The organism is Streptomyces sp. NPDC012888, assembly GCF_042900645.1.
Classification (GTDB): domain Bacteria; phylum Actinomycetota; class Actinomycetes; order Streptomycetales; family Streptomycetaceae; genus Streptomyces.
Genome location: NZ_JBIBBM010000002.1, coordinates 29,797 through 53,410, shown reverse-complemented (window position 1 = coordinate 53,410; position 23,614 = coordinate 29,797). Strand labels below are relative to the sequence as shown.

24 protein-coding genes are annotated in these 23,614 nt (G+C 74.6%); 21 read left to right on the top strand and 3 right to left on the bottom strand.

The annotated features are described in order from the left end of the window. Nucleotides 1-130 precede the first annotated feature (130 nt). Nucleotides 131-895: a type I methionyl aminopeptidase gene (gene map, locus ACFY61_RS02740; RefSeq protein WP_389466059.1), complete on the bottom strand. Its 765-nt coding sequence runs from the start codon at nt 893-895 to the stop codon at nt 131-133. Nucleotides 896-948: 53 nt separating this feature from the next. Between map and ACFY61_RS02735 the strand changes: the two genes are divergently transcribed. The 12 genes from ACFY61_RS02735 to ACFY61_RS02680 all read left to right on the top strand — a co-directional run bounded on the left by ACFY61_RS02735 (nt 949) and on the right by ACFY61_RS02680 (nt 12,599). Beyond that, nucleotides 949-1,203: a helix-turn-helix domain-containing protein gene (locus ACFY61_RS02735; RefSeq protein ID WP_389466057.1), complete on the top strand. Its 255-nt coding sequence runs from the start codon at nt 949-951 to the stop codon at nt 1,201-1,203. A 58-nt stretch (nt 1,204-1,261) separates the two neighbouring features. Further along, nucleotides 1,262-1,402, top strand: coding sequence for a hypothetical protein (locus tag ACFY61_RS02730; protein ID WP_389466054.1), 141 nt, complete (start codon nt 1,262-1,264; stop codon nt 1,400-1,402). A gap of 26 nt (nt 1,403-1,428) precedes the next feature. Beyond that, nucleotides 1,429-1,827: a PPOX class F420-dependent oxidoreductase gene (locus ACFY61_RS02725; protein WP_389466052.1), complete on the top strand. Its 399-nt coding sequence runs from the start codon at nt 1,429-1,431 to the stop codon at nt 1,825-1,827. Nucleotides 1,828-1,872: 45 nt separating this feature from the next. Continuing rightward, nucleotides 1,873-3,174, top strand: coding sequence for a hypothetical protein (locus ACFY61_RS02720; protein ID WP_389466050.1), 1,302 nt, complete (start codon nt 1,873-1,875; stop codon nt 3,172-3,174). Nucleotides 3,175-3,345: 171 nt separating this feature from the next. Next, complete coding sequence (locus ACFY61_RS02715; protein WP_389466047.1) at nt 3,346-4,188, top strand: nitrilase-related carbon-nitrogen hydrolase; 843 nt, start codon at nt 3,346-3,348, stop codon at nt 4,186-4,188. Further along, on the top strand, nt 4,185-5,492 hold the full coding sequence (locus ACFY61_RS02710) for an aspartate aminotransferase family protein (RefSeq protein WP_389466045.1): 1,308 nt from the start codon (nt 4,185-4,187) through the stop codon (nt 5,490-5,492). Before ACFY61_RS02715 ends, ACFY61_RS02710 begins: the two co-directional genes overlap by 4 nt. Nucleotides 5,493-5,502: 10 nt before the next feature. Beyond that, on the top strand, nt 5,503-6,903 hold the full coding sequence (gene hydA / locus ACFY61_RS02705) for a dihydropyrimidinase (protein ID WP_389466042.1): 1,401 nt from the start codon (nt 5,503-5,505) through the stop codon (nt 6,901-6,903). Nucleotides 6,904-6,928: 25 nt separating this feature from the next. Beyond that, entirely contained in the window at nt 6,929-7,930 is a 1,002-nt protein-coding gene (locus ACFY61_RS02700) for a TIGR03842 family LLM class F420-dependent oxidoreductase (RefSeq protein ID WP_389466039.1), read from the top strand. 204 nt (nt 7,931-8,134) lie between these two features. Further along, the gene (locus ACFY61_RS02695; protein WP_389466037.1) at nt 8,135-8,962 is read left to right on the top strand and encodes an inositol monophosphatase family protein; all 828 of its coding nucleotides are present in this window, start codon (nt 8,135-8,137) and stop codon (nt 8,960-8,962) included. Nucleotides 8,963-9,022: 60 nt separating this feature from the next. Next, nucleotides 9,023-10,441, top strand: a complete 1,419-nt coding sequence (locus ACFY61_RS02690; protein ID WP_389466983.1) for a phytoene desaturase family protein — start codon at nt 9,023-9,025, stop codon at nt 10,439-10,441. A gap of 5 nt (nt 10,442-10,446) precedes the next feature. Further along, a complete protein-coding gene (locus ACFY61_RS02685) occupies nt 10,447-10,956 on the top strand; it encodes an O-acetyl-ADP-ribose deacetylase (RefSeq protein ID WP_389466035.1) in 510 nt (169 codons plus the stop codon). Nucleotides 10,957-11,156: 200 nt separating this feature from the next. Continuing rightward, complete coding sequence (locus tag ACFY61_RS02680) at nt 11,157-12,599, top strand: MFS transporter (RefSeq protein WP_389466032.1); 1,443 nt, start codon at nt 11,157-11,159, stop codon at nt 12,597-12,599. Between the two features lie 22 nt (nt 12,600-12,621). On the opposite strand, the gene ACFY61_RS02675 is transcribed toward ACFY61_RS02680, so the two are convergent. Further along, nucleotides 12,622-14,469, bottom strand: coding sequence for a glycoside hydrolase family 15 protein (locus ACFY61_RS02675; RefSeq protein WP_389466029.1), 1,848 nt, complete (start codon nt 14,467-14,469; stop codon nt 12,622-12,624). Nucleotides 14,470-14,687: 218 nt separating this feature from the next. After that, on the bottom strand, nt 14,688-15,170 hold the full coding sequence (locus tag ACFY61_RS02670; protein WP_389466026.1) for an Lrp/AsnC family transcriptional regulator: 483 nt from the start codon (nt 15,168-15,170) through the stop codon (nt 14,688-14,690). Between the two features lie 170 nt (nt 15,171-15,340). Here ACFY61_RS02670 and ACFY61_RS02665 point away from each other — a divergent pair, with 170 nt between their 5' ends. From ACFY61_RS02665 to ACFY61_RS02625, 9 genes are all read left to right on the top strand, one after another. Continuing rightward, nucleotides 15,341-16,429 (top strand): EamA family transporter, encoded by a 1,089-nt coding sequence (locus tag ACFY61_RS02665; RefSeq protein ID WP_389466023.1) that lies wholly within the window; start codon nt 15,341-15,343, stop codon nt 16,427-16,429. Continuing rightward, entirely contained in the window at nt 16,422-17,606 is a 1,185-nt protein-coding gene (locus ACFY61_RS02660; RefSeq protein ID WP_389466020.1) for an aromatic amino acid transaminase, read from the top strand. The genes ACFY61_RS02665 and ACFY61_RS02660 overlap by 8 nt, the downstream gene beginning before the upstream one ends. Before the next feature lie 107 nt (nt 17,607-17,713). Next, nucleotides 17,714-18,346 carry an ImmA/IrrE family metallo-endopeptidase gene (locus ACFY61_RS02655; protein ID WP_389466018.1) on the top strand — a complete coding sequence of 211 codons (633 nt, stop codon included), beginning with the start codon at nt 17,714-17,716 and terminating at the stop codon, nt 18,344-18,346. Further along, on the top strand, nt 18,343-19,554 hold the full coding sequence (locus ACFY61_RS02650; protein WP_389466016.1) for an MAB_1171c family putative transporter: 1,212 nt from the start codon (nt 18,343-18,345) through the stop codon (nt 19,552-19,554). The genes ACFY61_RS02655 and ACFY61_RS02650 overlap by 4 nt, the downstream gene beginning before the upstream one ends. Next, on the top strand, nt 19,548-20,489 hold the full coding sequence (locus ACFY61_RS02645) for a DNA-binding protein (protein ID WP_389466013.1): 942 nt from the start codon (nt 19,548-19,550) through the stop codon (nt 20,487-20,489). The genes ACFY61_RS02650 and ACFY61_RS02645 overlap by 7 nt, the downstream gene beginning before the upstream one ends. Nucleotides 20,490-20,496: 7 nt before the next feature. After that, entirely contained in the window at nt 20,497-20,985 is a 489-nt protein-coding gene (locus ACFY61_RS02640) for a DUF3574 domain-containing protein (RefSeq protein WP_389466011.1), read from the top strand. 234 nt (nt 20,986-21,219) lie between these two features. Continuing rightward, nucleotides 21,220-22,299: a hypothetical protein gene (locus ACFY61_RS02635; protein ID WP_389466008.1), complete on the top strand. Its 1,080-nt coding sequence runs from the start codon at nt 21,220-21,222 to the stop codon at nt 22,297-22,299. Then, nucleotides 22,296-22,946: a hypothetical protein gene (locus tag ACFY61_RS02630; RefSeq protein WP_389466005.1), complete on the top strand. Its 651-nt coding sequence runs from the start codon at nt 22,296-22,298 to the stop codon at nt 22,944-22,946. The genes ACFY61_RS02635 and ACFY61_RS02630 overlap by 4 nt, the downstream gene beginning before the upstream one ends. Before the next feature lie 3 nt (nt 22,947-22,949). Beyond that, the gene (locus ACFY61_RS02625) at nt 22,950-23,606 is read left to right on the top strand and encodes an RES family NAD+ phosphorylase (protein WP_389466002.1); all 657 of its coding nucleotides are present in this window, start codon (nt 22,950-22,952) and stop codon (nt 23,604-23,606) included. The last annotated feature ends 8 nt before the right edge of the window (nt 23,607-23,614 follow it).

Below are 23,614 nucleotides of genomic sequence, written 5' to 3'. Positions count from 1 at the left end.
GCCGCCGGCCCGGGCGCCGGGCCGCCGCGGTGTGGGCCCGGCCCGGGCGCCGGGGCGGGCTACGGGCCCCCGGGCCCGGGGGAGTACCCCGGGGCGGGGGCCCCGCGCGGGCGGGCCGGGCTGCGGCCGGTCAGGCGGTGAGGACGCGGGGACCGGCCGGGGTGATGGCGACCGTGTGCTCGGCGTGAGCCGCCCGGCTGCCGTCCACCGTCCGCAACGTCCACCCGTCCCCGTCCGTCACGTAGTCGTCCCCGCCACCCCCGATCACCATCGGCTCGATCGCCAGCACCATCCCCGCCCGCAGCCTCATCCCCCGCCCCGCCGGCCCCTCGTTGGGCACGCCCGGGTCCTCGTGCATGGAGCGGCCCACGCCGTGCCCGCCGAACCCGTCCGGGATGCCGTAGCCGGCCCCCCGGCACACCCGGGCGACCGCGTGCGCGATGTCCCCGATCCGCTTGCCGGGCCGGGCCTGCTCGATGCCCGCGGCCAGCGCGGCCTCCGCGGTGCGGATCAGGCGGAGGTCGGCGGGCCGGGCCCGGCCGACGGCGAAGCTGACGGCCGCGTCCCCGACCCAGCCGTCCAGCTTGGCCCCGCAGTCGACGGAGAGCAGGTCCCCGTCCCGCAGGCGCCGCCCGTCCGGCACGCCGTGGACGATGGCGTCGTTCACGGAGGCGCAGATCACGCCGGGGAACGGCACCGGGGCGAACTCGGGCCGGTACCCGAGGAAGGGCGACTCCGCTCCCGCCTCCCGCAGGACCTCCCTGGCCACCGCGTCCAGTTCCAGCAGGGACGCGCCGGGCCGTGCGGCGGCCCGCACGGCGGCCAGGGCCCGGGCGACGACCCGGCCGGCCGCCCGCATCCGTTCGATCTCGCGTTCGGTCTTCAGTTCCACCATTCCAATAACTATACCGGTATAGAAATCCCGTCCGGACGCGCTAGCATGGCCGCATGGTCCGAACCCCCCTCACCCCCGAAGAGCGCGAGCGTGGCGAGCGGCTGGGCGCGCTGCTGCGCGAGGCGCGGGGTGCCCGCAGCATGGTCGAGGTGGCCGCGGCCGCCGGCCTGTCCGCCGAGACCCTCCGCAAGATCGAGACGGGCCGCGCCCCGACCCCCGCCTTCTTCACCGTCGCGGCGCTCGCCCAGGCCCTGGAGCTGTCGATGGACGACCTGATGCGCCGCTGCGCCCTCGTGGCGGCGGCCTGACGGGCCGATCGGCCCAATCGGCGGTGACCGGCCGGGCAGGCGGGGCACACCTCAAGCCGTGTCTGCAATGAACACGGCCAAACGGCTCGGTCTCGGACTCATCGGCGCCCTGCTCGCGGGCGGTCTCCTGGTCGCCGCCTGCGCGGCCCCGGAGGACCGCGGTCCCGACGACCCCGCACGCACCGGCCGGCCCAGATGACCCGGACGGGCCCTAGGGTGGACGCCATGGACCCGAACCCGACCGCGACCCTCGAAGAACTCGGCAGGGGCAAGTACGTCAGCCTCACCACGTTCCGCAAGGACGGCACCCCCGTCGCCACCCCGGTGTGGGCGGTGGCCGACGGCGGCGAACTGTACGTGTGGACCCGCACCGACAGCTGGAAGGTCAAGCGGATCCGCAACGACGCGCGGGTCGCCCTGTCACCGTGCGACGTGCGCGGCCGGGTGACGGACGGCGCGCCCGTGGCGGAGGGCACGGCCAGGCTGCTGGACGACCAGGGCCTGCACCGGGTGCGGAAGCTGATGGCCCGCAAGTACGGCTGGCAGTTCTGGATCGTGGACGTGCCGGCCGCCCTCGCCCGGCGCGGGCGGCGGCCGCACACCGGTATCGCCGTGAAGCTTTGAGGTTCCCGTAGCCCGCCCGTAACACGGGTGCGCTGCAATGCCGCCATGGAGACCGCGACTTCCCCGGACGGCGCGACCGCGATGGCCCGCCTCGCCCTGAGGCTCCGGGCGCTCACGGAAGCGCTCGACCCGGCATCCGGCTGGTACGGCGAGTTCCTGCGGCGGGACCCCGAGGGCATGCGGGCCTGCCTGGACGCGGTGGCGGTGCCGCCCTGGGACGTGCTGGAGTCACTGCTGGCCGACCTCGCGGCGGCCCTCGGCCCGGAACACGCGGCGGCGGAGGCGGCGGTGCTGGCCCCGCTGCGGGCGGCCGCCGCGGCCGCATACGACCGGCGGCCCGCCGCCGCCGGGGAGTTGCGCGGCACGCTCGCCCGGACCGGGGCGCAGCGGGCCGCCTCCGAGGCCGCCGTGCACGGCCTCGCGGCCCGGCTGGCGGCGGCGGGGGACCCGGAGGAGGCGCGGTTCCTGTCCGGGGAGCTCGCCTGGACCCGCGACGACCTGGCCCGCGCGGAGTCCCGCTGCGCCGATCTGTCCGCCCGCCTGTCCGCCCTCGCCCGCCCCGGGCCCGCCGCACGGGAGGCTTCCCCCCGGGCCGCCGGCCCGCCGCCCCGGACCGGCCTCCCGGGCGTACCCGCCCAGCCGGGCCCCACCACGGCCCCGGACTCCACCCCGACGCCCACCCCCGGCGCCCCCCAGGTCCCCGCCCCGGCACACGAGCTCGCCCGGCCCCCGGGCCCCGGTCCGGACCCCGACCCGGGCCAGACGTACGGGTCCGGGTCCGGGTCCGGGTCCGGGCCCGGACCCGGCGCCGGCGCGGCCGCCGCCGGGCAGCCCGTGCCGCGGCTGGTGGCCGGGCTGACCGCGTTGCGCGGGCAGGGGCGCACCGGAGAGGCGCACGCCCTGCTGTGCGAGGCCGCCGGCTGGCCCGCGGCCCTGCTGCCGGGCCTCGCCCGGGAGCTGGAGCGGGCCGGGCTCGCCGCGGACTGGGCCACCCTGCTGTGGGAGGCGGCGGCCGGCCTGCCGCCCGAGCGCCTGGCCGAGTCCGCTGCCGCCCTGGGCGCGGCTGGCCGCGAGGAGGACCGGGACCGGCTGCTGCGCCTGGGCGTGGCCCGCCCGCCCGCGGAGATCGCGGAGGCCGCGCTGGCGCTGGACGCCGCCGGCCGCGCGGCCGAGGCGGAAGCGCTGCTCGACGCCTTCGTACGGGTGCGGACCGCCGAGGAGGCGGCCCGGCTGGCCCGCCGGGACCCGCAGTGGTTCGGCCCCCGGCTGCTGGAGGCGGCCCGCCGGGCCTCCGGGAACCGCCACCGGGACCTGAAGCACGCGCTACGGGTGGCGGGGATCAGGTAGCGGGACCCAAGAGCCATCCGCTGCCCGGCCGTTGACCGGATCCGACCACCGCGGGACCTGATCTGATCGACTACTCCGACCGTGCGCGGTGGTCTTGCCCCGGAGTGTGACGAGGCTTACGGTCTCGTACCTACGCACACCGTCTACGTGCGTAGAGGCGAGGAGCAGCTCATGGCCCACATCGTCCGCGCCGCGCTGGTCCAGGCCACCTGGACCGGCGACACCGAATCGATGATCGCCAAGCACGAGGAGCACGCACGCCGGGCCGCCGCCCAGGGCGCGCAGGTCATCGGCTTCCAAGAGGTCTTCAACGCGCCGTACTTCTGCCAGGTCCAGGAACCCGAGCACTACCGCTGGGCCGAGCCCGTCCCCGACGGCCCGACCGTACGGCGGATGCAGGACCTGGCCCGCGAGACCGGCATGGTGATCGTCGTACCGGTCTTCGAGCTGGAGAGCGCCGGCTTCCACTACAACACCGCCGCCGTGATCGACGCCGACGGCCGGTACCTCGGCAAGTACCGCAAGCACCACATCCCCCAGGTCAAGGGCTTCTGGGAGAAGTACTACTTCCGCCCCGGCAACCTCGGCTGGCCGGTGTTCGAGACCGCCGTCGGCAAGGTCGGCGTGTACATCTGCTACGACCGCCACTTCCCCGAGGGCTGGCGCCAGCTCGGCCTCGCCGGCGCCCAGCTGGTCTACAACCCGTCCGCCACCCACCGGGGCCTGTCCTCCTACCTCTGGCAGCTGGAGCAGCCCGCCGCGGCCGTCGCCAACGAGTACTTCATCGCCGCCATCAACCGCATCGGCCAGGAGGAGTACGGCGACAACGACTTCTACGGGACCAGCTACTTCGTGGACCCGCGGGGCCAGTTCGTCGGCGACGTCGCCAGCGACAAGGAGGAGGAACTCCTCGTCCGCGACCTGGACTTCGACCTGATCGACGAGGTCCGCACCCAGTGGGCCTTCTACCGCGACCGCCGCCCCGACGCCTACGGAGGGCTCGTACAGCCGTGACCGCCGCACCACACAGCCCCGTCGCCCTGCACTCCCGCCACCAGGCGGTGCTCCCCGACTGGCTCGCCCTGTACTACCAGCGCCCCATCGAACTCACCCACGGCGAGGGCCGCCACGTCTGGGACGCCGAGGGCAACCGCTACCTCGACTTCTTCGGCGGCATCCTCACCACCATGACCGCCCACGCCCTGCCCGAGGTCACCAAGGCGGTCGCCGACCAGGCCGGACGGATCATCCACTCCTCCACCCTGTACCTCAACCGGCCCATGGTGGAACTCGCCGAGCGCGTGGCCCAGCTGTCCGGCATCCCGGACGCCCGGGTCTTCTTCACCACCTCCGGGACCGAGGCCAACGACACCGCCCTGCTGCTCGCCACCGCCCACCGCCGCTCCAACCAGATCCTGGCGATGCGCAACAGCTACCACGGCCGGTCCTTCGCCACGGTCTCCATCACCGGCAACAGGGGCTGGTCCCCGACCAGCCTCTCGCCGCTCCAGACCCACTACGTGCACGGCGCGGTCCGCACCCGCGGCCCCTTCGCGCACCTGGACGACGCCGCCTTCACCGCCGCCGCCGTCGCCGACCTGGAGGACGTGCTAGGCCAGACGCGCGGGGGAGTGGCCGCCCTGATCGCCGAACCCGTCCAGGGCGTGGGCGGGTTCACCTCCCCGCCCGACGGCCTCTACGGAGCCTTCCGGGAGGTCCTCGACCGGCACGGCATCCTCTGGATCAGCGACGAGGTGCAGACCGGCTGGGGCCGTACCGGCGACCACTTCTGGGGCTGGCAGGCACACGCCCAGAACGGCCCGCCGGACATCCTGACCTTCGCCAAGGGCATCGGCAACGGCATGTCCGTCGGCGGGGTCGTCGCCCGTGCCGAGATCATGAACTGCCTGGACACCAACTCCATCTCCACCTTCGGCGGTTCCCCCGTCACCATGGCCGCCGGACTCGCCAACCTCGGCCACCTCCTGGAACACGACCTCCAGGGCAACGCCCGCCGGGTCGGCGGCCTGCTGCTGGAACGCCTGAGGGCCGTCGCCGCCGCCGTGCCCGCCGTACGCGAGGTCCGCGGCCGCGGCCTGATGGCCGGCATCGAGCTCGTCCGGCCCGGCACCGACGAGGCCGACCCGGAAGCGGCCGCCGCCGTACTCGAAGCCGCCCGTGAGGGCGGACTGCTGATCGGCAAGGGAGGCGGGCACAACACCAGCGTGCTGCGCGTCGCCCCGCCGCTGTCCCTCACCGTCGCCGAGGCGGACGAGGGCGCGGACATCCTCGAACAGGCCCTGCACAGCCTCCGGTAGAGGGGGAACCGTGACCAACCGCACCCTGATCCGCGGCGGCCTCGTCATCACCGCCGCCGACGAACTCCACGCGGACGTCCTGATCGAGGACGGCCGGGTGGCGGCCCTGGCAGCCACCGGCTCCGCGGCCGCGGCGAGCTGGACGGCCGACCGCACGATCGACGCCACCGGGAAGTACGTCATCCCGGGCGGGGTCGACGCCCACACCCACATGGAACTGCCCTTCGGCGGCACCTCCGCCTCCGACACCTTCGAGACCGGCACCAGGGCCGCCGCCTGGGGCGGCACCACCACCATCGTGGACTTCGCCGTGCAGAGCGTCGGCCGGCCGCTGCGCGAGGGACTCGACGCCTGGTACGCCAAGGCCGACGGCAACTGCGCCGTCGACTACGGCTTCCACATGATCCTCTCCGACGTCAACGAGCACACCCTCAAGGAGATGGACCTGCTCGTCGAGGAGGGCGTCAGCTCCTTCAAGCTGTTCATGGCCTATCCCGGCGTCTTCTACAGCGACGACGGGCAGATCCTGCGCGCCATGCAGCGGGCCTCCGGCAACGGCGGGCTGATCATGATGCACGCCGAGAACGGCATCGCCATCGACGTCCTCGTCGAACAGGCCCTGGCCCGCGGCGAGACCGACCCCCGCCACCACGGCGAGGTCCGCAAGGTCCTGCTGGAGGCCGAGGCCACCCACCGCGCCGTCCAGCTGGCCCGCGTCGCGGGCTCCCCCCTCTACGTCGTGCACGTCTCGGCGGAGGAGGCGGTGGCGGAACTGGCGGCGGCCCGCGACAAGGGGCTCCCCGTCTTCGGCGAGACCTGCCCCCAGTACCTCTTCCTGTCCACCGACAACCTCGCCGAGCCCGACTTCCAGGGCGCCAAGTACGTCTGCTCCACCCCGCTGCGGCCCAGGGAGCACCAGGCCGCGCTGTGGCGGGGGCTGCGGACGAACGACCTCCAAGTGGTCTCCACCGACCACTGCCCCTTCTGCTTCCGCGGCCAGAAGGAGCTCGGCCGCGGCGACTTCTCCAAGATCCCCAACGGCCTGCCGGGCGTCGAGAACCGCATGGACCTCCTCCACCAGGCCGTCCTGGACGGCCACATCACCCGCCGCCGCTGGATCGAGATCGCCTGCGCGACCCCGGCCCGGATGTTCGGCCTCTACCCGCAGAAGGGCACCATCGCGCCGGGCTCCGACGCCGACATCGTCCTCTACGATCCGCACGCCGAGCAGGTCATCTCCGCCGAGACCCACCACATGAACGTGGACTACTCGGCGTACGAGGGCAAGCGGATCACCGGACGCGTCGACACCGTCCTGTCGCGCGGGCGGGCCGTCATCGACGCCCGGCAGTACACCGGCAAGGCCGGCCAGGGCGCCTTCGTCCACCGGTCCACCTGTCAATACCTGTAAGGCTGCACCGTCCTAAGGAACTGGCATGGACTTCGGTCTCGTCCTGCAAACCGACCCCCCGGCCTCCCAGGTCGTCAGTCTGATGAAACGCGCGGAGCGCAACGGCTTCCGGTACGGCTGGACCTTCGACTCGGCCGTGCTCTGGCAGGAACCCTTCGTCATCTACAGCCAGATCCTCGCCAACACCCAGAAGCTGACCATCGGTCCGATGGTCACGAACCCGGGCACCCGCACCTGGGAGGTCACCGCCTCCACCTTCGCCACCCTCAACGACATGTACGGCAACCGCACCGTGTGCGGCATCGGCCGCGGCGACTCCGCCATGCGGGTGGCCGGCCGCAAGCCCAACACCCTGGCCCGGCTCGGAGAGGCCATCGAGGTCATCCGCGACCTCGCCGAGGGCCGCGAGGCGGAGGTCGACGGCAACCCGGTCCGCATCCCGTGGATCAGGAACGGCAGACTGCCCGTCTGGATGGCCGCGTACGGCCCGAAGGCCCTCGCCCTGGCCGGCGAGAAGGCCGACGGCTTCATCCTCCAGCTCGCCGACCCCTACCTCACCGAGTGGATGGTCCGCGCGGTCCGCGAGGCCGCCGTCCGGGCCGGCCGCGACCCGTCCGCGATCACCATCTGCGTGGCCGCCCCCGCGTACGTCGGCGACGACCTGGCCCACGCCCGCGACCAGTGCCGCTGGTTCGGCGGCATGGTCGGCAACCACGTCGCCGACCTGGTGGGCCGCTACGGCGAGCACTCGGGCATGGTCCCGGACGCCCTCACCGACTACATCAAGGCCCGCCAGGGCTACGACTACAGCCACCACGGCCGCGCCGGAAACCCCTCCACGGACTTCGTCCCCGACGAGATCGTCGACCGCTTCTGCCTGCTGGGCCCGCCCGAGGCCCACATCGACAAGCTCCGCGCCCTGCGCGACCTGGGCGTCGACCAGTTCGCCGTCTACGACATGCACGACGCGAAGGAGGCGACGATCGACGCGTACGGGCAACATGTCATCCCGGCGATCAACGGCTGACGCGGACCCCTGCGCGGGGGTGGCCGGCCGTGGCCGCGGGAACGCCTGTGCGGGGGTCGGGGCCGGCCGGCACCGGCGACGGGGACCCCGCCCACGTGGACGGGCTCGTCGAGGTCTGGACGCGCGACTGAACGGACGAGGGGGTTCACCCGCCGTCCACCCGGAGCGGTGGGGTTCGTCGGCCCGGCATGGTGTGATGGACCCATGATCGATGAATTTCTCGCCAGCCGGCTCGGTGACGTCGAGGAGGCCGTCCGCAAGGCGGCCGCGGTCGAGATCATGCCGAGGTTCCGGCAGCTCGCCCGGCACGACATCGACGAGAAGAGCGGCCCGCACGACCTGGTGACCGTCGCCGACCGGCGGGCCGAGGAGCACCTGACCGCCGCCCTCACCGCCCTCCTGCCCGGCTCCGTCGTGGTGGGGGAGGAGGCCGTGCACGCCGACCCCACCGTGTACGAGGCGCTGCGCCGTGAAGCGCCCGTGTGGGTCGTCGACCCGGTCGACGGCACTCGGCAGTTCGTCAACGGCGACCCCGCCTTCTGCACCCTCGTGGCCCTCGCGCTGCGCGGGGAGGTCCTCGCCTCCTGGACGTTCGCCCCGGCGCTGGAGGAGCTGGCCACCGCCGTCCGCGGACAGGGTGCGTACCTCAACGGCGAGCGCCTGGCGGCAGGTTCGCCCCGGCCGGGCGACGAGCTGCGGGTCGCCATGGCCCACCCGCTCTACACGAGCGAACATGACAAAGCGGTGCTGGCCCGGCTGGAGGTCCCCGGCGTGGCGCCGCGCCCCTGCGGATCGGCCGGCCTGGAGTACCTGAAGGTGGCCCGAGGGGACGTCGACGCGCTGGCGTTCACCTGGCCCTCGGCCTGGGACCACGCGGCCGGACTCCTGCTCGTCGCCGAGGCCGGCGGCGCCCAGACCACCGTGGCCGGCGAGCCCTTCCGCATCGACCGGGACAACGTCCTGCCGTTCGCCGTGGGCCGGGACGAGGCCACCGCGCTCCGCGTGCGCGACCTGCTGCGCGGAGACCGGTAATACCCTTGAGCCCCAGCCGCCGGGCAGGTGAAGCAGACGAGCAGGCGAAGGAGTCGTATGGTGCCGTCCATCCTCGATGCGGTCGTCGTGGGGGCGGGCCCCAACGGGCTGACGGCCGCCGTCGAACTCGCCCGGCGCGGTTTCTCGGTGGCCGTGTTCGAGGCGGCGGACGGCGTCGGCGGCGGTGCCCGCACCGAGGAGCTCACCCTCCCGGGCTTCCGGCACGACCCCTGCTCGGCCGTGCACCCCCTCGGCGCCGGCTCGCCCGTCTTCAAGACCATGCCGCTGGCGCGCTACGGCCTGGAGTGGGTGCACGCCCCGCTGCCCATGGCGCACCCGTTCGACGACGGGCCGGCCGCCGTGCTGTCCCGCTCGGTGGCCGAGACCGCCGCCTCCTTCGGGCCGCGCGACGCAGGTGTCTACCGCCGTCTCGTCGAGCCCTTCCTCGGCCGCTGGGACACCCTGGCCAGGGACTTCATGTCCCTGCCCTCCACCGCCCTGCCCCGCGACCCGGTCACCCTGGCCCGGTTCGGGCTGGCCGGCCTGCCCCCGGCCACCTGGCTGCTGGGCCGGTTCCACGAGGACCGTGCCCGCGCCCTGTTCGCGGGCCTGGTCGCACACGTCATCGCCCCGCTCGGCGGGATCGGCACCGGAGCCGTCGGCCTGGTCTTCGCCCTCGCCGCCCACGCCGGCGGCTGGCCGATGGCCCGCGGCGGGTCCCAGTCCCTCTCGGACGCCCTCGCCGGATACCTCCGCGACCTCGGCGGCACCGTGCACACCGGCTTCGAGGTCAAGCGGCTGGACGACCTCCCGCCGGCCCGCGCGTACGTCTTCGACACCTCGCCCACCGCCCTCGCCAGGATCGCCCGGCTCGGCCGGGCCTACGAGGGCTACCGCTACGGCGCGTCCGTGTTCAAGCTCGACTACGCCCTGTCCGGGCCCGTCCCCTGGACCGACGAGGCCGCGCGCCGCGCCGGCACCGTCCAGATCGGCCCCCGCACCCGGGACATCGACGCCGCCCTGCAACTGGCCTCCGGCGGCCGGGCCCCCCGCACCCCGTTCCTCATCACCGCCCAGCCCAGCCTGGCCGACCCGAGCCGCGCACCCGAGGGCAAGCACGTGTTCTGGGCCTACGGGCACGTACCGCACGGCTGGGAGGGCGACCTCACCGAAGCGGTGGAACGCCAGCTCGAACGTTTCGCCCCCGGCTTCCGCGACCTCGTCCTCGCCCGCGCCACCGCCGGCCCGCCCCAGCTCGCCGCCCGCAACCCCAACTACGTCGGCGGCGACATCGCCTGCGGCGCCGCCTCCGGCCTCCAGCTCCTGCTGCGCCCCAAGCTCTCCGCGTTCCCCTACGAGACCTCCCACCCGGCCGTCTTCCTCTGCTCCTCCGCCACCCCGCCCGGTCCCGGCGTCCACGGCATGTCCGGCCACAACGCGGCCAAGGCGGTCTGGCGCCACCTGCGAAAGGCCCGCTGATCCCGATGGTCCGCATCACCCTCGTCCAGGGCGACATCACCGCCGAGAAGGCCGACGTGATCGTCAACGCCGCCAACTCCTCGCTGCTGGGCGGCGGCGGGGTCGACGGCGCCGTCCACCGGCGCGGCGGACCGGAGATCCTCGCCGCATGCCGGGCCCTGCGCGCCTCCCGCTACGGCAAGGGGCTGGCCACCGGGCAGGCCGTGGCCACCACCGCCGGCCGCCTCCAGGCCGGGCACGTGGTCCACACCGTGGGCCCGGTCTGGTCCCGCGAGGAGGACCGCAGCGCGCTGCTCGCCTCCTGCTACCGCGAGTCCCTGCGCGTCGCCGACGAGCTGGGCGCCCGTACGGTCGCCTTCCCGGCGATCTCCACCGGGGTGTACGGCTGGCCGATCGACGACGGCGCCCGGATCGCGGTGGAGACGGTACGGGCGAGCGGCACCGCGGTGGAGGAGGTCCGCTTCGTGCTGTTCGACGAGCGCGCCTACGCGGCCTTCGAGGCCCGGCTGGCCTGAGCCGCGCCCGCCTCCGGGCCGGTCACCCGGGCCTGCCTCCGGGAGTGCCTCCGGGCCTGCCTCCGGGAGTGCCTCCGGGCGTGCCTGCGGCCGCGGCGGCGGGTGTTCGTGGGACGGTCGTGGGGGCGACCGGAACCGGTCTGCCGAGGGCGCCGACGGGCGGCGGAAGCCTCGCCCCGGCCTACGGACGGGATGGCTGTATGGCGGGATCGGCCGCAGGGGAGGCCGCAGGGCGTGCGCCGGCGTCGCGCCGGGTCCTCGCCCCACTGGCGTTGGCCCAGTTCATCTGCAGTTTCGCGGGCTCGAACATGAACGTGATGATCAACGACATCAGTGATGACCTGGACACCACCGTCCAGGGCGTGCAGGTCGCGATCACGATCTTCCTGCTGGTGATGGCCGCGCTGATGATCCCGGGCGGCAAGCTGACCGACAAGTGGGGCCGCAAGCGCTGTCTGATGACGGGCCTCGTGGTGTACGGGGTGGGTACCGTGCTCAGCGCGGCCGCCCCGGGACTGGGCGTGCTGATCCTCGGCAACTCGATCCTGCAAGGGGTGGGGACGGCGCTGCTGATCCCACCGGTCTACGTCCTCACCACGCTGCTGTTCTCCGACACGGCCTCCCGGGCCCGGGCCTTCGGCGCGATCATGGCGATGGGCGGCATCGGCGCGGCCGCCGGCCCGCTCATCGGCGGACTGATCACCAGTGCGATCGGCTGGCGCGCGGCATTCCTGTTCCAGGCGCTGGTGGTCGTGGTGATCGTGGTGCTGTGCCGGGGGCTCGACGATCCGCTGCCGCCCGATCCCGCCCGGCCCTTCGACACTTTCGGGGCCGTGCTGTCGGCGGCCGGCCTGGTCATGCTGGTCACCGGCATCCTGGCGGTGGACGACGACGGCCGGCTCGCCCTGGGGCTGCTGCTGGCCGGTGCGCTGGTCCTGGCCGGGTTCTTCCTCTGGGTGCGCGGCCGCGAGCGGGCCGGCCGGGAGGCGCTGCTGTCGACGTCGCTGTTCCGCGACCGCACCTCCGACCTGGGCCTGGTCACCCAGAACGCGCAGTGGCTGCTGCTGATGGGCGTCTCCTTCACCGTCGCCGCGTACCTGCAGGTCGTCCGCGGCTACGACGCGATCGGGACCGGGGTCATCTTCACGGCCGCGACACTCGGCATCCTCGCCTCCTCGCTGGCCGCCGGGAGGCTGGCCCGGCGGCGCCCACAGCGCACCCTGATCATGGCCGGCTTCGTCACGACGGTGGCCGGCATCGCCGTCCTGCTCGCCCTGGTCGCCCGGACGCCCGGTGCCTGGGCGTTCGCCCCCGGTCTGCTGCTGATCGGGCTGGGCCTGGGCGTGATGCTCACCCCCTCGGTGAACGTGGTCCAGTCGTGCTTCCCCGAGTCACGGCAGGGCGAGATCTCCGGACTCTCGCGCAGCGTCTCCAACCTGGGGTCCTCGCTCGGCACGGCCATCGCGGGCACCATCCTCGTCGCGGGTCTCAGCGGCAGCGCGTACGCCGCGGCGATGGCGGCCCTCGCCTTGGTGGGCCTGGGCGGGCTGGCCGCCGCGGCGCTGCTGCCGCGCGCCCGACCGCCCGCGGCGGCCGGACCGGGTTCCGAGGGGTCGTCGGCGGCGCCGTCCGGGGGGCGGTGACGCCGGCGGCGCGGTCAGGAGGTCAGCGGGGCAGCCGTTCGGCGCGGTCGAGTTCGTCGTCGAGGGCGAGGGCGGCGTCGATGAGGGCGAGGTGGGTGAAGGCCTGCGGGAAGTTTCCGAGCTGCTCGCCCGAAGGGCCGATCTCCTCGGCGAACAGGCCGACGTGGTTGGCGTAGGTGAGCATCTTGTCGAAGGCGTAACGGGCCTGGTGCAGGCGTCCGGCGCGGGCGAGGGCCTCGACGTACAGGAAGCTGCACAGGTTGAAGGTGCCCTCGGAACCGCGCAGGCCGTCCGGGGAGGCGGCGGGGTCGTAGCGGTAGACGAGGCTGTCGCTGACGAGCTCGGCGCCCATGGCGTCGAGCGTGGTCAGCCAGTCGGGGTCGGTGGGCGTGAGGAAGCCGACCTTCGGCATGAGGAGCAGGGACGCGTCGAGGACCTCGGTGTCGTAGTGCTGGACGAAGGCGCGGCGGTTCTCGCTCCAGCCGCGGTCGGTGATCTGGCGGAAGACGGCGTCGCGCACTCCCCGCCAGCGGGAGAGGTCCCCGGGGCGGGAGTGGGTGGTGGCCAGGCGGACGGCCCGGTCGAAGGCGACCCAGGTCATCAGGCGGCTGTAGGTGAAGTCCTGTCGGCCGCCGCGGGTCTCCCAGATGCCTTCGTCCGGCCGGTCCCAGTGCTCGGTGAGCCAGTCGACGACATCGGTGAACGCACGCCAGCCCCTGATGCCGCCGATGTCCTCGGCCTGGGCGAGGGCGTAGGCGGCCTCGCCGTAGATGTCGAGCTGGATCTGGTCGGCGGCGGCGTTGCCGGCGCGCACCGGCCCGGACCGCCGGTAACCCTCCAGGTGGTCCAGCACCTCCTCGCCGAGCTGCGGATCGCCGTCGACGCGGTACATGATCTGCAGCGGTTCGCCGGAGGTGGTGCCGCCGGCGGCCAGGCGCTCCCGCAGCCACCGGCGGAAGGCGTCGGCCTCCGCGGTGAACCCGAGGTCGATCAGTGCCCGCACCGACAGCGAGGCGTCGCGCACCCAGGTGTAGCGGTAGTCCCAGTTGCGCTCCCCGCCGATCTGCTCGGGCAGGCCCATGGTGGCGGCGGCGATCGGGGCCCCGGTGGGGGCGTACGTCAGCAGCTTGAGGGTGATCGCGGAGCGGCTGACCATCTCGTGCCAGCGGCCCCGGTAGCGCGAGGACCGCAGCCAGGACAGCCAGAACGCGCTGCACGCGTCGAACTCGGCGAGCACCGCCTCGGTGGTGGGGACCGGACCGCCGGGCCCGCCGCCGGGTTCCGGCGGTCCGCCGCTCTGGCTGGTCAGGACGATCGCGGCGCGCTCCCCGGCGTGCAGGGTGAACCGCGACGAGACGTCGGTGCCGTCCGGGTGCAGCACGATCGGTGTGGTGGCCTGGAGGTGCAGGTCCGTGCCCGGGCCGCGGAACAGCACGGACCCGTCGTCGAGGCGCCTGAGGTCGTGCGGCGCGCGGCCGTAGTCGAAGCGCGGCCGGCACAGCAGCTCGAACGGGAGGCTGCCGCGCACCACCCGGGCGGCCCGGACCAGGCGGTGCCGGGCGGAGGGCGTCCGGGTGGTGTCGGGGGGCATGAAGTCGACGACCTCACCGACCCCGCCCGGTGCCATGAAGCGCGTGATGAGGACGGCGGTGTCGGGCAGGTACAGCTGGCGGACGGCGGCTTCCTCGCCGACGTCGGCCCGCAGGCGGCACTGCCCGCCCCGGTCGCTGTCGAGCAGCGACGCGAACACGCTGGGGGAGTCGAACCGGGGGGTGCACCACCAGTCCACGGTTCCGTCCGCGGCGATCAGCGCCGCGGTCTGCAGGTCGCCGACGATTCCGTGGTCCGCGATCGGAGGGTAGTCGTTCACAGCGCCTCCTCGGCCGTTGCGCCGACCGGGACGGGCGACCACAGGGGTCCACACGGCGGGTGGCGCCGGACGGGCCGGGTGCCGTGCCGTGGGCCGGTGTTCCGCGGGGAGCGGCCGCCCGTCTCGAGCGGGTCGGGGGCGTCGGCCGGTCTGCCCATCATCGCCGCGGCGGATGTTCCCGGCCACTTCGCGGGCCGGTGCCGGCCCCGCGGGCGCCCCTAGCGCGGCCGGCCCGCGGAACGCGGCGACGGCCGGGGGTAGGTCCGGGACTGCTTGACGCTGCCGTAGGCGAAGCTCGACTCGATCGACGCGATCCCCGGAATGGCGTGGATCCGGTCACGGACCAGCGACTCGTACGCTTCGAGGTCCTCGATCACCACGCGCAGCAGGTAGTCGCTGCTGCCCGCCATCAGGTAGCAGTCCTGGATGTGCTCGATGACGGCGACGTGCTCCTCGAACAGGCGGACGGCCTGCGCGGTGTGGCGCTCCAGCCGGATCCGCACGAACACGGTGATCGGCAGGCCGAACGCGACCTGGTCGACCACGGCCGTGTAGCCCCGGATCAGGCCCGCCTCCTCCAGCCGGCGGACCCGGCGCAGACAGGGTGACGGGGACAGCCGGACGCGGTCGGCGAGGTCCTGGTTGGACAGCCGCCCGTCGGCCTGCAACTCCCGCACGATCTGCAGATCGACCGCGTCCATGACCACTCCTCGGCGTTTCTCGGCGTTTCTCGGCGTTCCTTGGCATTCCTTGGCAGATTCTGCCCCAAACGTATGTCCGAGCGGCAGAACTGGCAATCGGCTGCCCCGGCGGAGGACCTACCGTTGCCTGGAACGGACGGACCGGGTCTCTAGAGGGCGGAGCACACTCCTTGGCCGCGACCAACCCCACCGGCGTGGCGACGCCTCCCCCCGCCGCGCCCGCCGACCCGGTAGTCGCGCCCGCCGCGCCCCCGGACCCCGCCGCGCCCCCGGACCCCGCCGCGCCATCGGACCCCGCCGCGTCCGTCGGCCCCGCCGGCCCGCGCGCCGGGGTCGCCGCCCGCCTGCGGATGTCCCCGCAGGCCGTGGGCATGGCGGCCCTGCTGGCGACCGTGGCGATCTGGGCCGCCTTCGCGCTCAGCGCCCGCGCCCTGGGCTCCTCCACCCTGCTGCCCGCCGACGCCGCCCTGCTCCGGTTCGGCGTCCCGCTGCTCGTCCTGGCCCCGGCGCTGTGGCGGCGCCGCCGGCGCATCGCCGCGGTCCGGCCCGCCGCCGCCGCGAAGATCATCTGCGGTGCCGGAGTGCCGTTCTTCCTCGCCGCCATGCACGGCGGCTCCCTCACCTCGGCGGCGTTCGTCGGCTCGATCGTCCCCGGCATGGTCCCGCTGTTCGTCTCCGCGATCATGGTCGCCGGCGGGCGGGGCGCCCCCCGCGGCACCCAGGTGGCCGGCCTCGCCCTGATCGCCGCCGGTGTCACCGCCCTGGTCTGGCGCTACGTCGTACCGGTGGACACCGACGTCCTGGCCGGCTCCGGCACGCTCCTCGTCGCCAGCGGACTGTGGGCCCTGTACACGGTCGGCCTGCGCGAGGTCGACCTCGACCCGGTCGGCTCCATCGGCCTGCTCTGCCTGCCCTCGTTCGCCGTGATCGCCGCCCTGGCCCTGACCGGCGTCCTGCCCACCGGACTCGCCCACGCCGCCGGCTCCGACGTGCTGCTCTTCCTGGTCGTCCAGGGCCTGGGCGTGGGCCTGTGCGCGGGCCTGCTGTACGCCTTCGCCATCCGCCGGCTGGGCGCCGAGCGCGCCTCCACGGTCGGCAGCCTGAGCCCTGTCGCCGTCGTGCTCCTCGCCGTCCCCCTGCTCGGGGAGACCCCCACCGCCGCCGTGCTGATCGGCGTACCCCTCATCACCGCGGGCGTCGTGCTCGCCAACCGCCGCCCGCGTCCCCGCCCACGACCCGAGGTTCCCGCAGATGCTTGAGCTCCTCCCGCCGCCCCCCGCCGACCCGCTGTGGGAACTCACCTCCGAGTACGGCACCGACCCGCGCCCCGAACGCCTCGACCTCGTCCTCGGCGTGTACCGCGACCACACCGGCGGCACCCCCGTCATGGCCGCCGTCCGCGAGGCCGAGATCCGGCTCGCCGAACGGTCCGAGTCGAAGGAGTACCGGGGCCTGTCCGGCAACACCGCCTTCAACACCGCCCTGCTGGAGCTCGTCCTCGGCGCGGACGGCCCGACCGGGCGGGCGGCCGCCGTACAGACCGTCGCCGGCACCGGCGCCCTGCGGCTGCTGGCCGACCTGGTCTGCCGCACCCGCCCCGGCGCCACCGTGTGGATCAGCGACCCCGCGTACGTCAACCACCGGCCGATCCTGGAGGCCGCCGGGCTGAAGGTCCGCACCTACGGCCTGCCCGGCGCCGAAGGCGGCTCCGACACCGCCGGCATGCTGCGCGACCTGCGCGGCGCCGGGCGCGAGGACGTCGTACTGCTCCAGGGCTGCTGCCACAACCCCACCGGCGTCGACCCCTCCCGCGAGGAGTGGGAGGAGCTGGCCGGGCTGGCCGCCCGCAACGGCTGGGTGCCGTTCGTGGACCTCGCCTACCACGGCCTCGGCGACGGCCTGGAAGCCGACCTGTGGGCCACCAGGATGCTCGCCGACCGCCTCCCGGAGGTACTCGTCGCGGTCAGCTGCTCCAAGAACTTCGGCCTCTACAGCGACCGCACCGGCTGCGCCATCGTGCTCGGCGCGTCCCCGCAGGCGGTCCGGCACGCCGAGACCGCCCTGCAGAACGCGGCCCGCACCCTGTACTCCATGCCCCCCGAGCACGGTGCCGCCGTCGTCACCACCATCCTCCGGGACCCGGGCCTCCGTCTCGCCTGGCGGGCCGAACTCGACGCCATGCGCGGCCGCATCGAAGCCAACCGGGCCGACCTCACCGCCCAGCTGGGCGCCCTCGGCCGGGAAGCGGAGGCGCGGGCGCTGGCCAGGCAGAAGGGCATGTTCTCGATGCTGCCGCTCACCGCGGACCAGATGCTGCGGCTGCGCAAGGAGTTCGCGATCTACGGCACCACCGCCGGGCGGATCAACATCGCGGGCATCCCCGCCCACCGCATCCCCTGCCTGGCCAAGGGCGTCGCGGCGGTCCTCGCCCGCTGACCCGGCGGGGACGGAACGGCCCGGACCGCCACGGCGCGGGCCCAAGGCGTTCCCTTGGGCCGAAATCGCTCTAGCCGCCCTCCGCCAAGGGTGATCGAATCGTTGGTGTGACACCGGGACGGACGAGGACGGAGGGCAGACGGCTGAGGCGGCGCCTCAAGAAGGTGCGCCGCAGCTGTGAACTGCTGCTCGGCCAGTGGGGGATGGAACACGGCTGCGGGATCGAGGAGTTCCGCGCCTACCTCAGTACCCGGCGCCGGCGTCCCATCCACCTGCTGCCCACCGCGTTCCCCGACCCCCACCTCTTCGGCATGTGGCTGAAGATGGACGACTTCGACATCGTCGCGTTCGAGGAGTCGGCCTCGCCGTCGCACAAGGAACACATCATCGCCCACGAACTGGCCCACATCGCCCTGGACCACAACGGCACCGCCCTGATGCGCTCCAGCTACAGCGAGGACGAGGAGCAGGAGGCCGAGACCATGGCCTCCCTGATCCTCGCCCGGGCCGCGAAACGGTGGGCCGAACCGGCCTGGGGCGTACCGGCGGAAGCCGCCGACGTCGTCGCCCGCATCGAGGAGGGCCTCGGCAGGAACGTCGGCGCCGGCGGCAACGGCCCGGGCAACCTCGGCACCGGTGGCAACGGCCTCGGCGCCGACGGCCCGGGCGGCAACCTCGGCGCCGGCGCCAACGGCCTCGGCGGCAACGGCTCCGGCGCACCCGGGCAGGGCCGCGCGTGATCTACACGGTCCTCGCCTGGATCTGCACCGCGGTCGGCCTCGCCGCCTTCGCCTACCGGCTGCCCGACCTGGTCCGCCGCCCGCACGACATTGCCCTGTGGGCGCTGTGCGTGTACTTCCTCTGCTCCGGCATCAGCTTCCTCGTCGACCTCGACCTGCTGCGGCTGCACATCTCCGCCTTCTTCGGGCTGCCCAACATCACCTCGCTGATCACCCAGGTCGCGGTGGTGGTGCTCACCGCCGCCCAACAGGTCGTCCTCGTGCACTGGTCCGCCCCACCGGACCGGGCCCGCCGGATGGCCCGCAACCGGGTGCTGTTCTTCGGCACCGCGCTCGTCGTCCTGGTCGTCGCCTCCTTCGTGGCGGGACCGGTGTCCCACTCCGAGACGGCGACCTCCACCATCCTGCTCAGCATCCAGAACGCCGACTACGCCCTCTACATGACCTTCTACCTGGTCATCTGCGCGGTGGGGCAGTTCGAGACCGTGCGGCTGTCGCTGCGCTTCACCAAGGTCGTGGGCCGGCAGTGGCTCAAGGTCGGCATGCTGACCGTGACCGTCGGCGCGAGCCTGATCCTCGTCTACTGCGTCACCCGCGGCATCCAGATCGCCGGCACCCGCCTCCACTACGACGCGGCCGTCCTCGACCCGATCCAGTGGACCTGCGGCAGCGTCGGCGCCCTGCTCCAGGTCACCGGCTGGACCATCCCCTCCTGGGGCATCCACGTCACCAAGGCCCTGGGCTGGTTCCGCAGCTACCGCGCCTACCTGCGGCTGCGGCCCCTGTGGTGGGCCCTGCACCAGGCCACCCCCGACATCGCGCTGGACCCGCCGCGGTCCTGGCCGCGCGAACTCGTGCCGCCCCGCGACCCGCACTACCGCCTGTACCGCCGGGTCATCGAGATACGCGACGGGCAGCTCCTGCTCCGCACCTCCCTCTCCCTCGCCGAGTTCGCCCGCATGGCCCGCGCCCTTGACCTGCCCGAGGACCCCACCTCGCCGCTGGGCGAAGCCCTCCAGGTACGCGCCGCGCTGAGCCGCTGCGCCGACCCCGCGCCCCGCACCGAGGCGGACGGCTCCGGCTCCGAGATCCCCTCCCGCCCGCCGTACGAGGACTTCCGCGACGAGGTGGAGTGGCTGACCCGGGTGGCCACCGCGTTCACCGCGCTGGACCGGCGGCGCGGCACGGCCGCGGACGCGACGTGGTGACCGGCTGGGCGGCCCGCACCACCCGGCACCTGGTCGCCCTCGACGCCGCGCACGGCGCCACGGCTGCCGAGCCCGCCGCCCGCGCCGCCGTGCGCGAGGCCGCCCGCCACCTGCCCGGCCCCGCGGCCGCACCGCGCGCCACGGGGAGCGACCGGCTCGCCGCGCTCGCCGAGCTGTACGAGGTGGCCGGCTGGATCCTGTTCGACGCCGGCCGGTACGGTCCGGCCCGCCGGCTCAACGCCCGCGCGCACGCCCTGGCGGAACGCTGCGGCGACCGGTGGACGGCCCGCCTGGTCGAGCTCAACCACAGCATGCTCCAGGCCCACACCGGCCGGCCGCGCGCGGCCCTCCGTACCGCGGCCAGGGTCACCGGAGCGCGCCCGCTCCCGCCCCGCGTGGAGAGCCTCGTCCTCATCCGCCGGGCCCACGCGACGGCGATGCTGGGCGCCCACCGGGAGCCCCTCGACCTGATCGCCCGGGCCCGCAGCCGGTTCCTGGACGGCGTCTCGGACCGCGACCCGCACTGGGCCTGGTGGATCGACCGGGCCGAACTCCGCGGCCACCAGGGCTGGGTGGAGGCCCGGCTGCGCCGCTGGGACCGCGCCGTACCCCTGCTGCACGAGGCGGCCACCGCCCCCGGTCCCTCCTACCGCCACCTGTTCACCGCGGAACTCCTCGCCGCGCTCGCCGCGGCCGGCGCCTGGCGCGAGACGGAGGCCCTGATCGCGGACATCGCCCCGCGCGCCGCCGGCATCGGCTCGGTGCGCACCACCGAGTCCCTGGCCCGGACCGCGCGCATGCTGCGCGACACCCCGGACCGGATCCCGCCCGCCCTCCGCGACGCGGCGTTCCACCTGCTCGCCGAACTCCGCACAGCCCGGTTACCCCACCCACCCGACGAACTCCCCGGACTCACCCCCGGGGGCCACAGATAGGGACCCCATGCGCCACATCCGCGTCTCCGTGCCCACGGCCGCCGCCTTCGCGGCGGCCTCGCTCTTGCTCGCCGCCCAGGGCCCGGTCTCAGGCCTGCTCCAGGACACCCCGCCGGTGGCGGCAGCGGCCGCACCGGCGGCCGCGCAGCCGACCGCCGGCCGCGGCAGCCCGTACGTCTCCACCCACCTCTACTTCGGCACCGGCCGCCACGACGGTCTCCCGCCCATCACCGACGAACAGTTCATGAAGTTCGTCGCGGACGTCGTCACCCCGAGATTCCCGTCCGGCCTGACGCTCCAGGAGGGCCGCGGCCAGTGGCGCGACAAGGAGGGCGACATCAACCGCGAGCGCTCGTACGAACTGACCGTCCTCTACCCGGCCGCCGAGTTCCGCCGCCGCGACACCGACATCGAGTTCATCCGCCGCCTCTACCGCGAGACCTACGGCCTGGAGTCGGTCGGCCGCGCCGACGTACGCGCCCAGGCCAGCTTCTGACCCTCCGTCACCAACCGTACGGCCGGAGCCCGGCCGGGACGCCGCCCCGGCCGGGAGCTCCGGCGCGCGTACCCGCTCCGGCCCGGCCGCAAGGATCCGACCGGAAGCCGGACCGGAAGCCGACCGGACGGGTCCGGCCGGTGACCGGAGTGCGACCACCGCGGACCGGAGGATGGTCCCAGGAGGGCCGGATCAGGGTTGTCGGGGTGGGGTGGCGGTGCGATCCTTTGCGCCATGTCGCTGAGTCAACTGCCGGATCACGGGGCGGTCCTCTCGGAGGTGAGGGAAGTGCGGCGGGCCGGGATCGTGCGACTGCGGGAGCTCCGGCTGCCCGTGCTCGCCGGACTCGCCGGATGCGGGGACGAGCCGCACTTCCCCGCCGTCGAACGGCTGCTGCGCGCCGCCGTCGCCGCGCTGGACGACGGCACCCTGCGCGAGGCCGCCGAGTACAGCCTCGGGCTCGCCCGGGGAACCCGCGACTGGCCCGGCTCCGACCGGCGCAGACGGGCCGCGCAGGTGTACGGGCTCAGCGTCGAGAGGTTCCGCCGGGACCCCGAGCGGCGGGTGCTCGGCCAGGTCGCCGAGCAGCTGCTCCGGCTCGCCGCCGGGGAGGAGGGCGAGGCCACCGGTGCCGGGCCCGGACTCGCGCCGAGGCACCGGGAGTTATCCGTCACCGCGGGCCGGCGCACGGCCCGCGTCACCCTGCACGTCCACCCCGTCGACCTGCTCCGCGACATCGACGCCGTCGTCTCCCCGGTCAACACCCACCTCGCGCTGCCCGAGCCCTACAAGTCCTCCGTCGCCGCCTCCCTCCGCCGCGCCGGAGCCGACCGCGACCCGGCCGGCCGGATCACCGAGGACCGCATCGGCGCCGAACTCCGCGCCTGGGCCGCCCGCAACGCCCCGCACGGCCTGCCCGTCGCCGCCGGCACCGTCGCCGGCACCGGCGCCGGCGCCCTCGCCGCCCAGGGCGTCCGCCGCGTCTACCACGCCGCCGTCGCCGTGCCCCGCCCCGGCACCAACGACTACGACGTCCTCCCCGGCGACGTCACCCGCGCGGTGACCCGCGTGTTCCGGCTGCTCGCCGACGACCCCGGCGGGCTCCGCTCCGTATGCCTGCCGCTGCTCGGCGCCGGACGCGGCGGCCTGAGCCCCGCCGCCAGCTTCGCCGCCGTCTGGGCCGCCGTCGAGGCCGAACTGGCCCGCGGCGGCCCCTGGGACGTGCACTTCCTGGTACGCCGGCCCGAGCGGGCCGACCTGCTGGCCCGGCTGCTGCCGGCCGCCGCACCCGGCCCGAGCGGAGACCGACCGTGACCGACCCCTACGCCCGTCTCGCCGCCGCGGCCGCCGAATGGGACCTGCTGCGACCCCGCCTCGACGCCGAGGCCCTCCACGGGCTCGAACTGCTGCTGGCCGCCCTCCGCACCGCCGGGGACCAGCCCGCCGGCCACCGCGCCGCGCTGCTCGCCGCCCGGCTGCTGGGGGAGCGGCTGCCCGACCGGTTCCCCGGCGAGAGCCGGCTCACCGCCGCCCCGCCGGACCGCCCCGTCGGCCACCTCGGCTACTCCGCCGAGGACCTGGCCGTGCTGGTGCTCGACGGGCACCGGATGGTCGGCCCGGTGCTCGGCGAGGTCCGCGACCGGCTGCTGGCCGCGCCCGCACGCGGCGACGCCGAGACCCTGGAACGCGGCAGCGACCCGTACGCGCCCGGTCTGATCCGGCTGCGCGGCCCCGGCGGCCTCGTCCGGCTCCCCGACTTCCAGTTCACCGCCGACGGCACCGTCCACCCGGTGGTCCGCGAGGTCAACCTGCTGCTCGACGCCGACGAGGACCCCTGGGGCGCCGCCGACTGGTGGCTCTGCCCGAACGCCTGGCTGGACGCCGTCCCCGCCGCCCTCCTCGGCACCCCGCACGAAGCGCGCCTTCCCGACACCGCCCGGCTCCTGACCGAGGGGGAGTAGCCCGTGCCCAACTACCGGCCCCCGGCGAAACCGGCCGGCAGCCCCGCCCGGCTGACCCTGCCCGCCGGCACCCCGCTCTACCGGGTGCACTCCGCGCGCCGCACCGCCGACGCCTTCAACCCCGTCCCCGCCCACTGCCTGTACGGCGGCGGCCGCTTCGACGCCACCGCCTGCGACCCGTACGGCTACCTGTACGCAGGCCTCACCGCCGGCGCCGCCGTCAGCGAGACCCTGCTGCACTCCCTGCCGTTCGACCCGGACGGCGGTGCCCGCCTGGTGCCCCACGCGGCGTTCACCGGCCGCCGCCTGTCGGTACTCCGGCCGGCCGCCGACCTGGAACTGGTCTGCCTGGTCACCGGCCCGGACCTGGCCGCCGTCCACCAGGACAGCTGGCTGGTGCAGGCCGAGGCCCGCGACTACCCGTACACCCGCGACTGGGCCCACTGGATACGCGGCCACACCGGCCCGTGGGCCAAGGGGTTCCTCTGGGCCTCCAAGCGGGACCCCGGCGAGCGGGCCCTGGTGCTGTTCGCGGACCGCTGCCCGCCCGGCCTGCTCACCGCGGCGACCGCCGAGGACGGCGTGGACTTCGGCACCGAGCAGGGCCGCGCCTGGCTCGACCAGGCCCTGCTCCCGTACCACGCGCGGCTCGCGCCCTGACCCGCCCG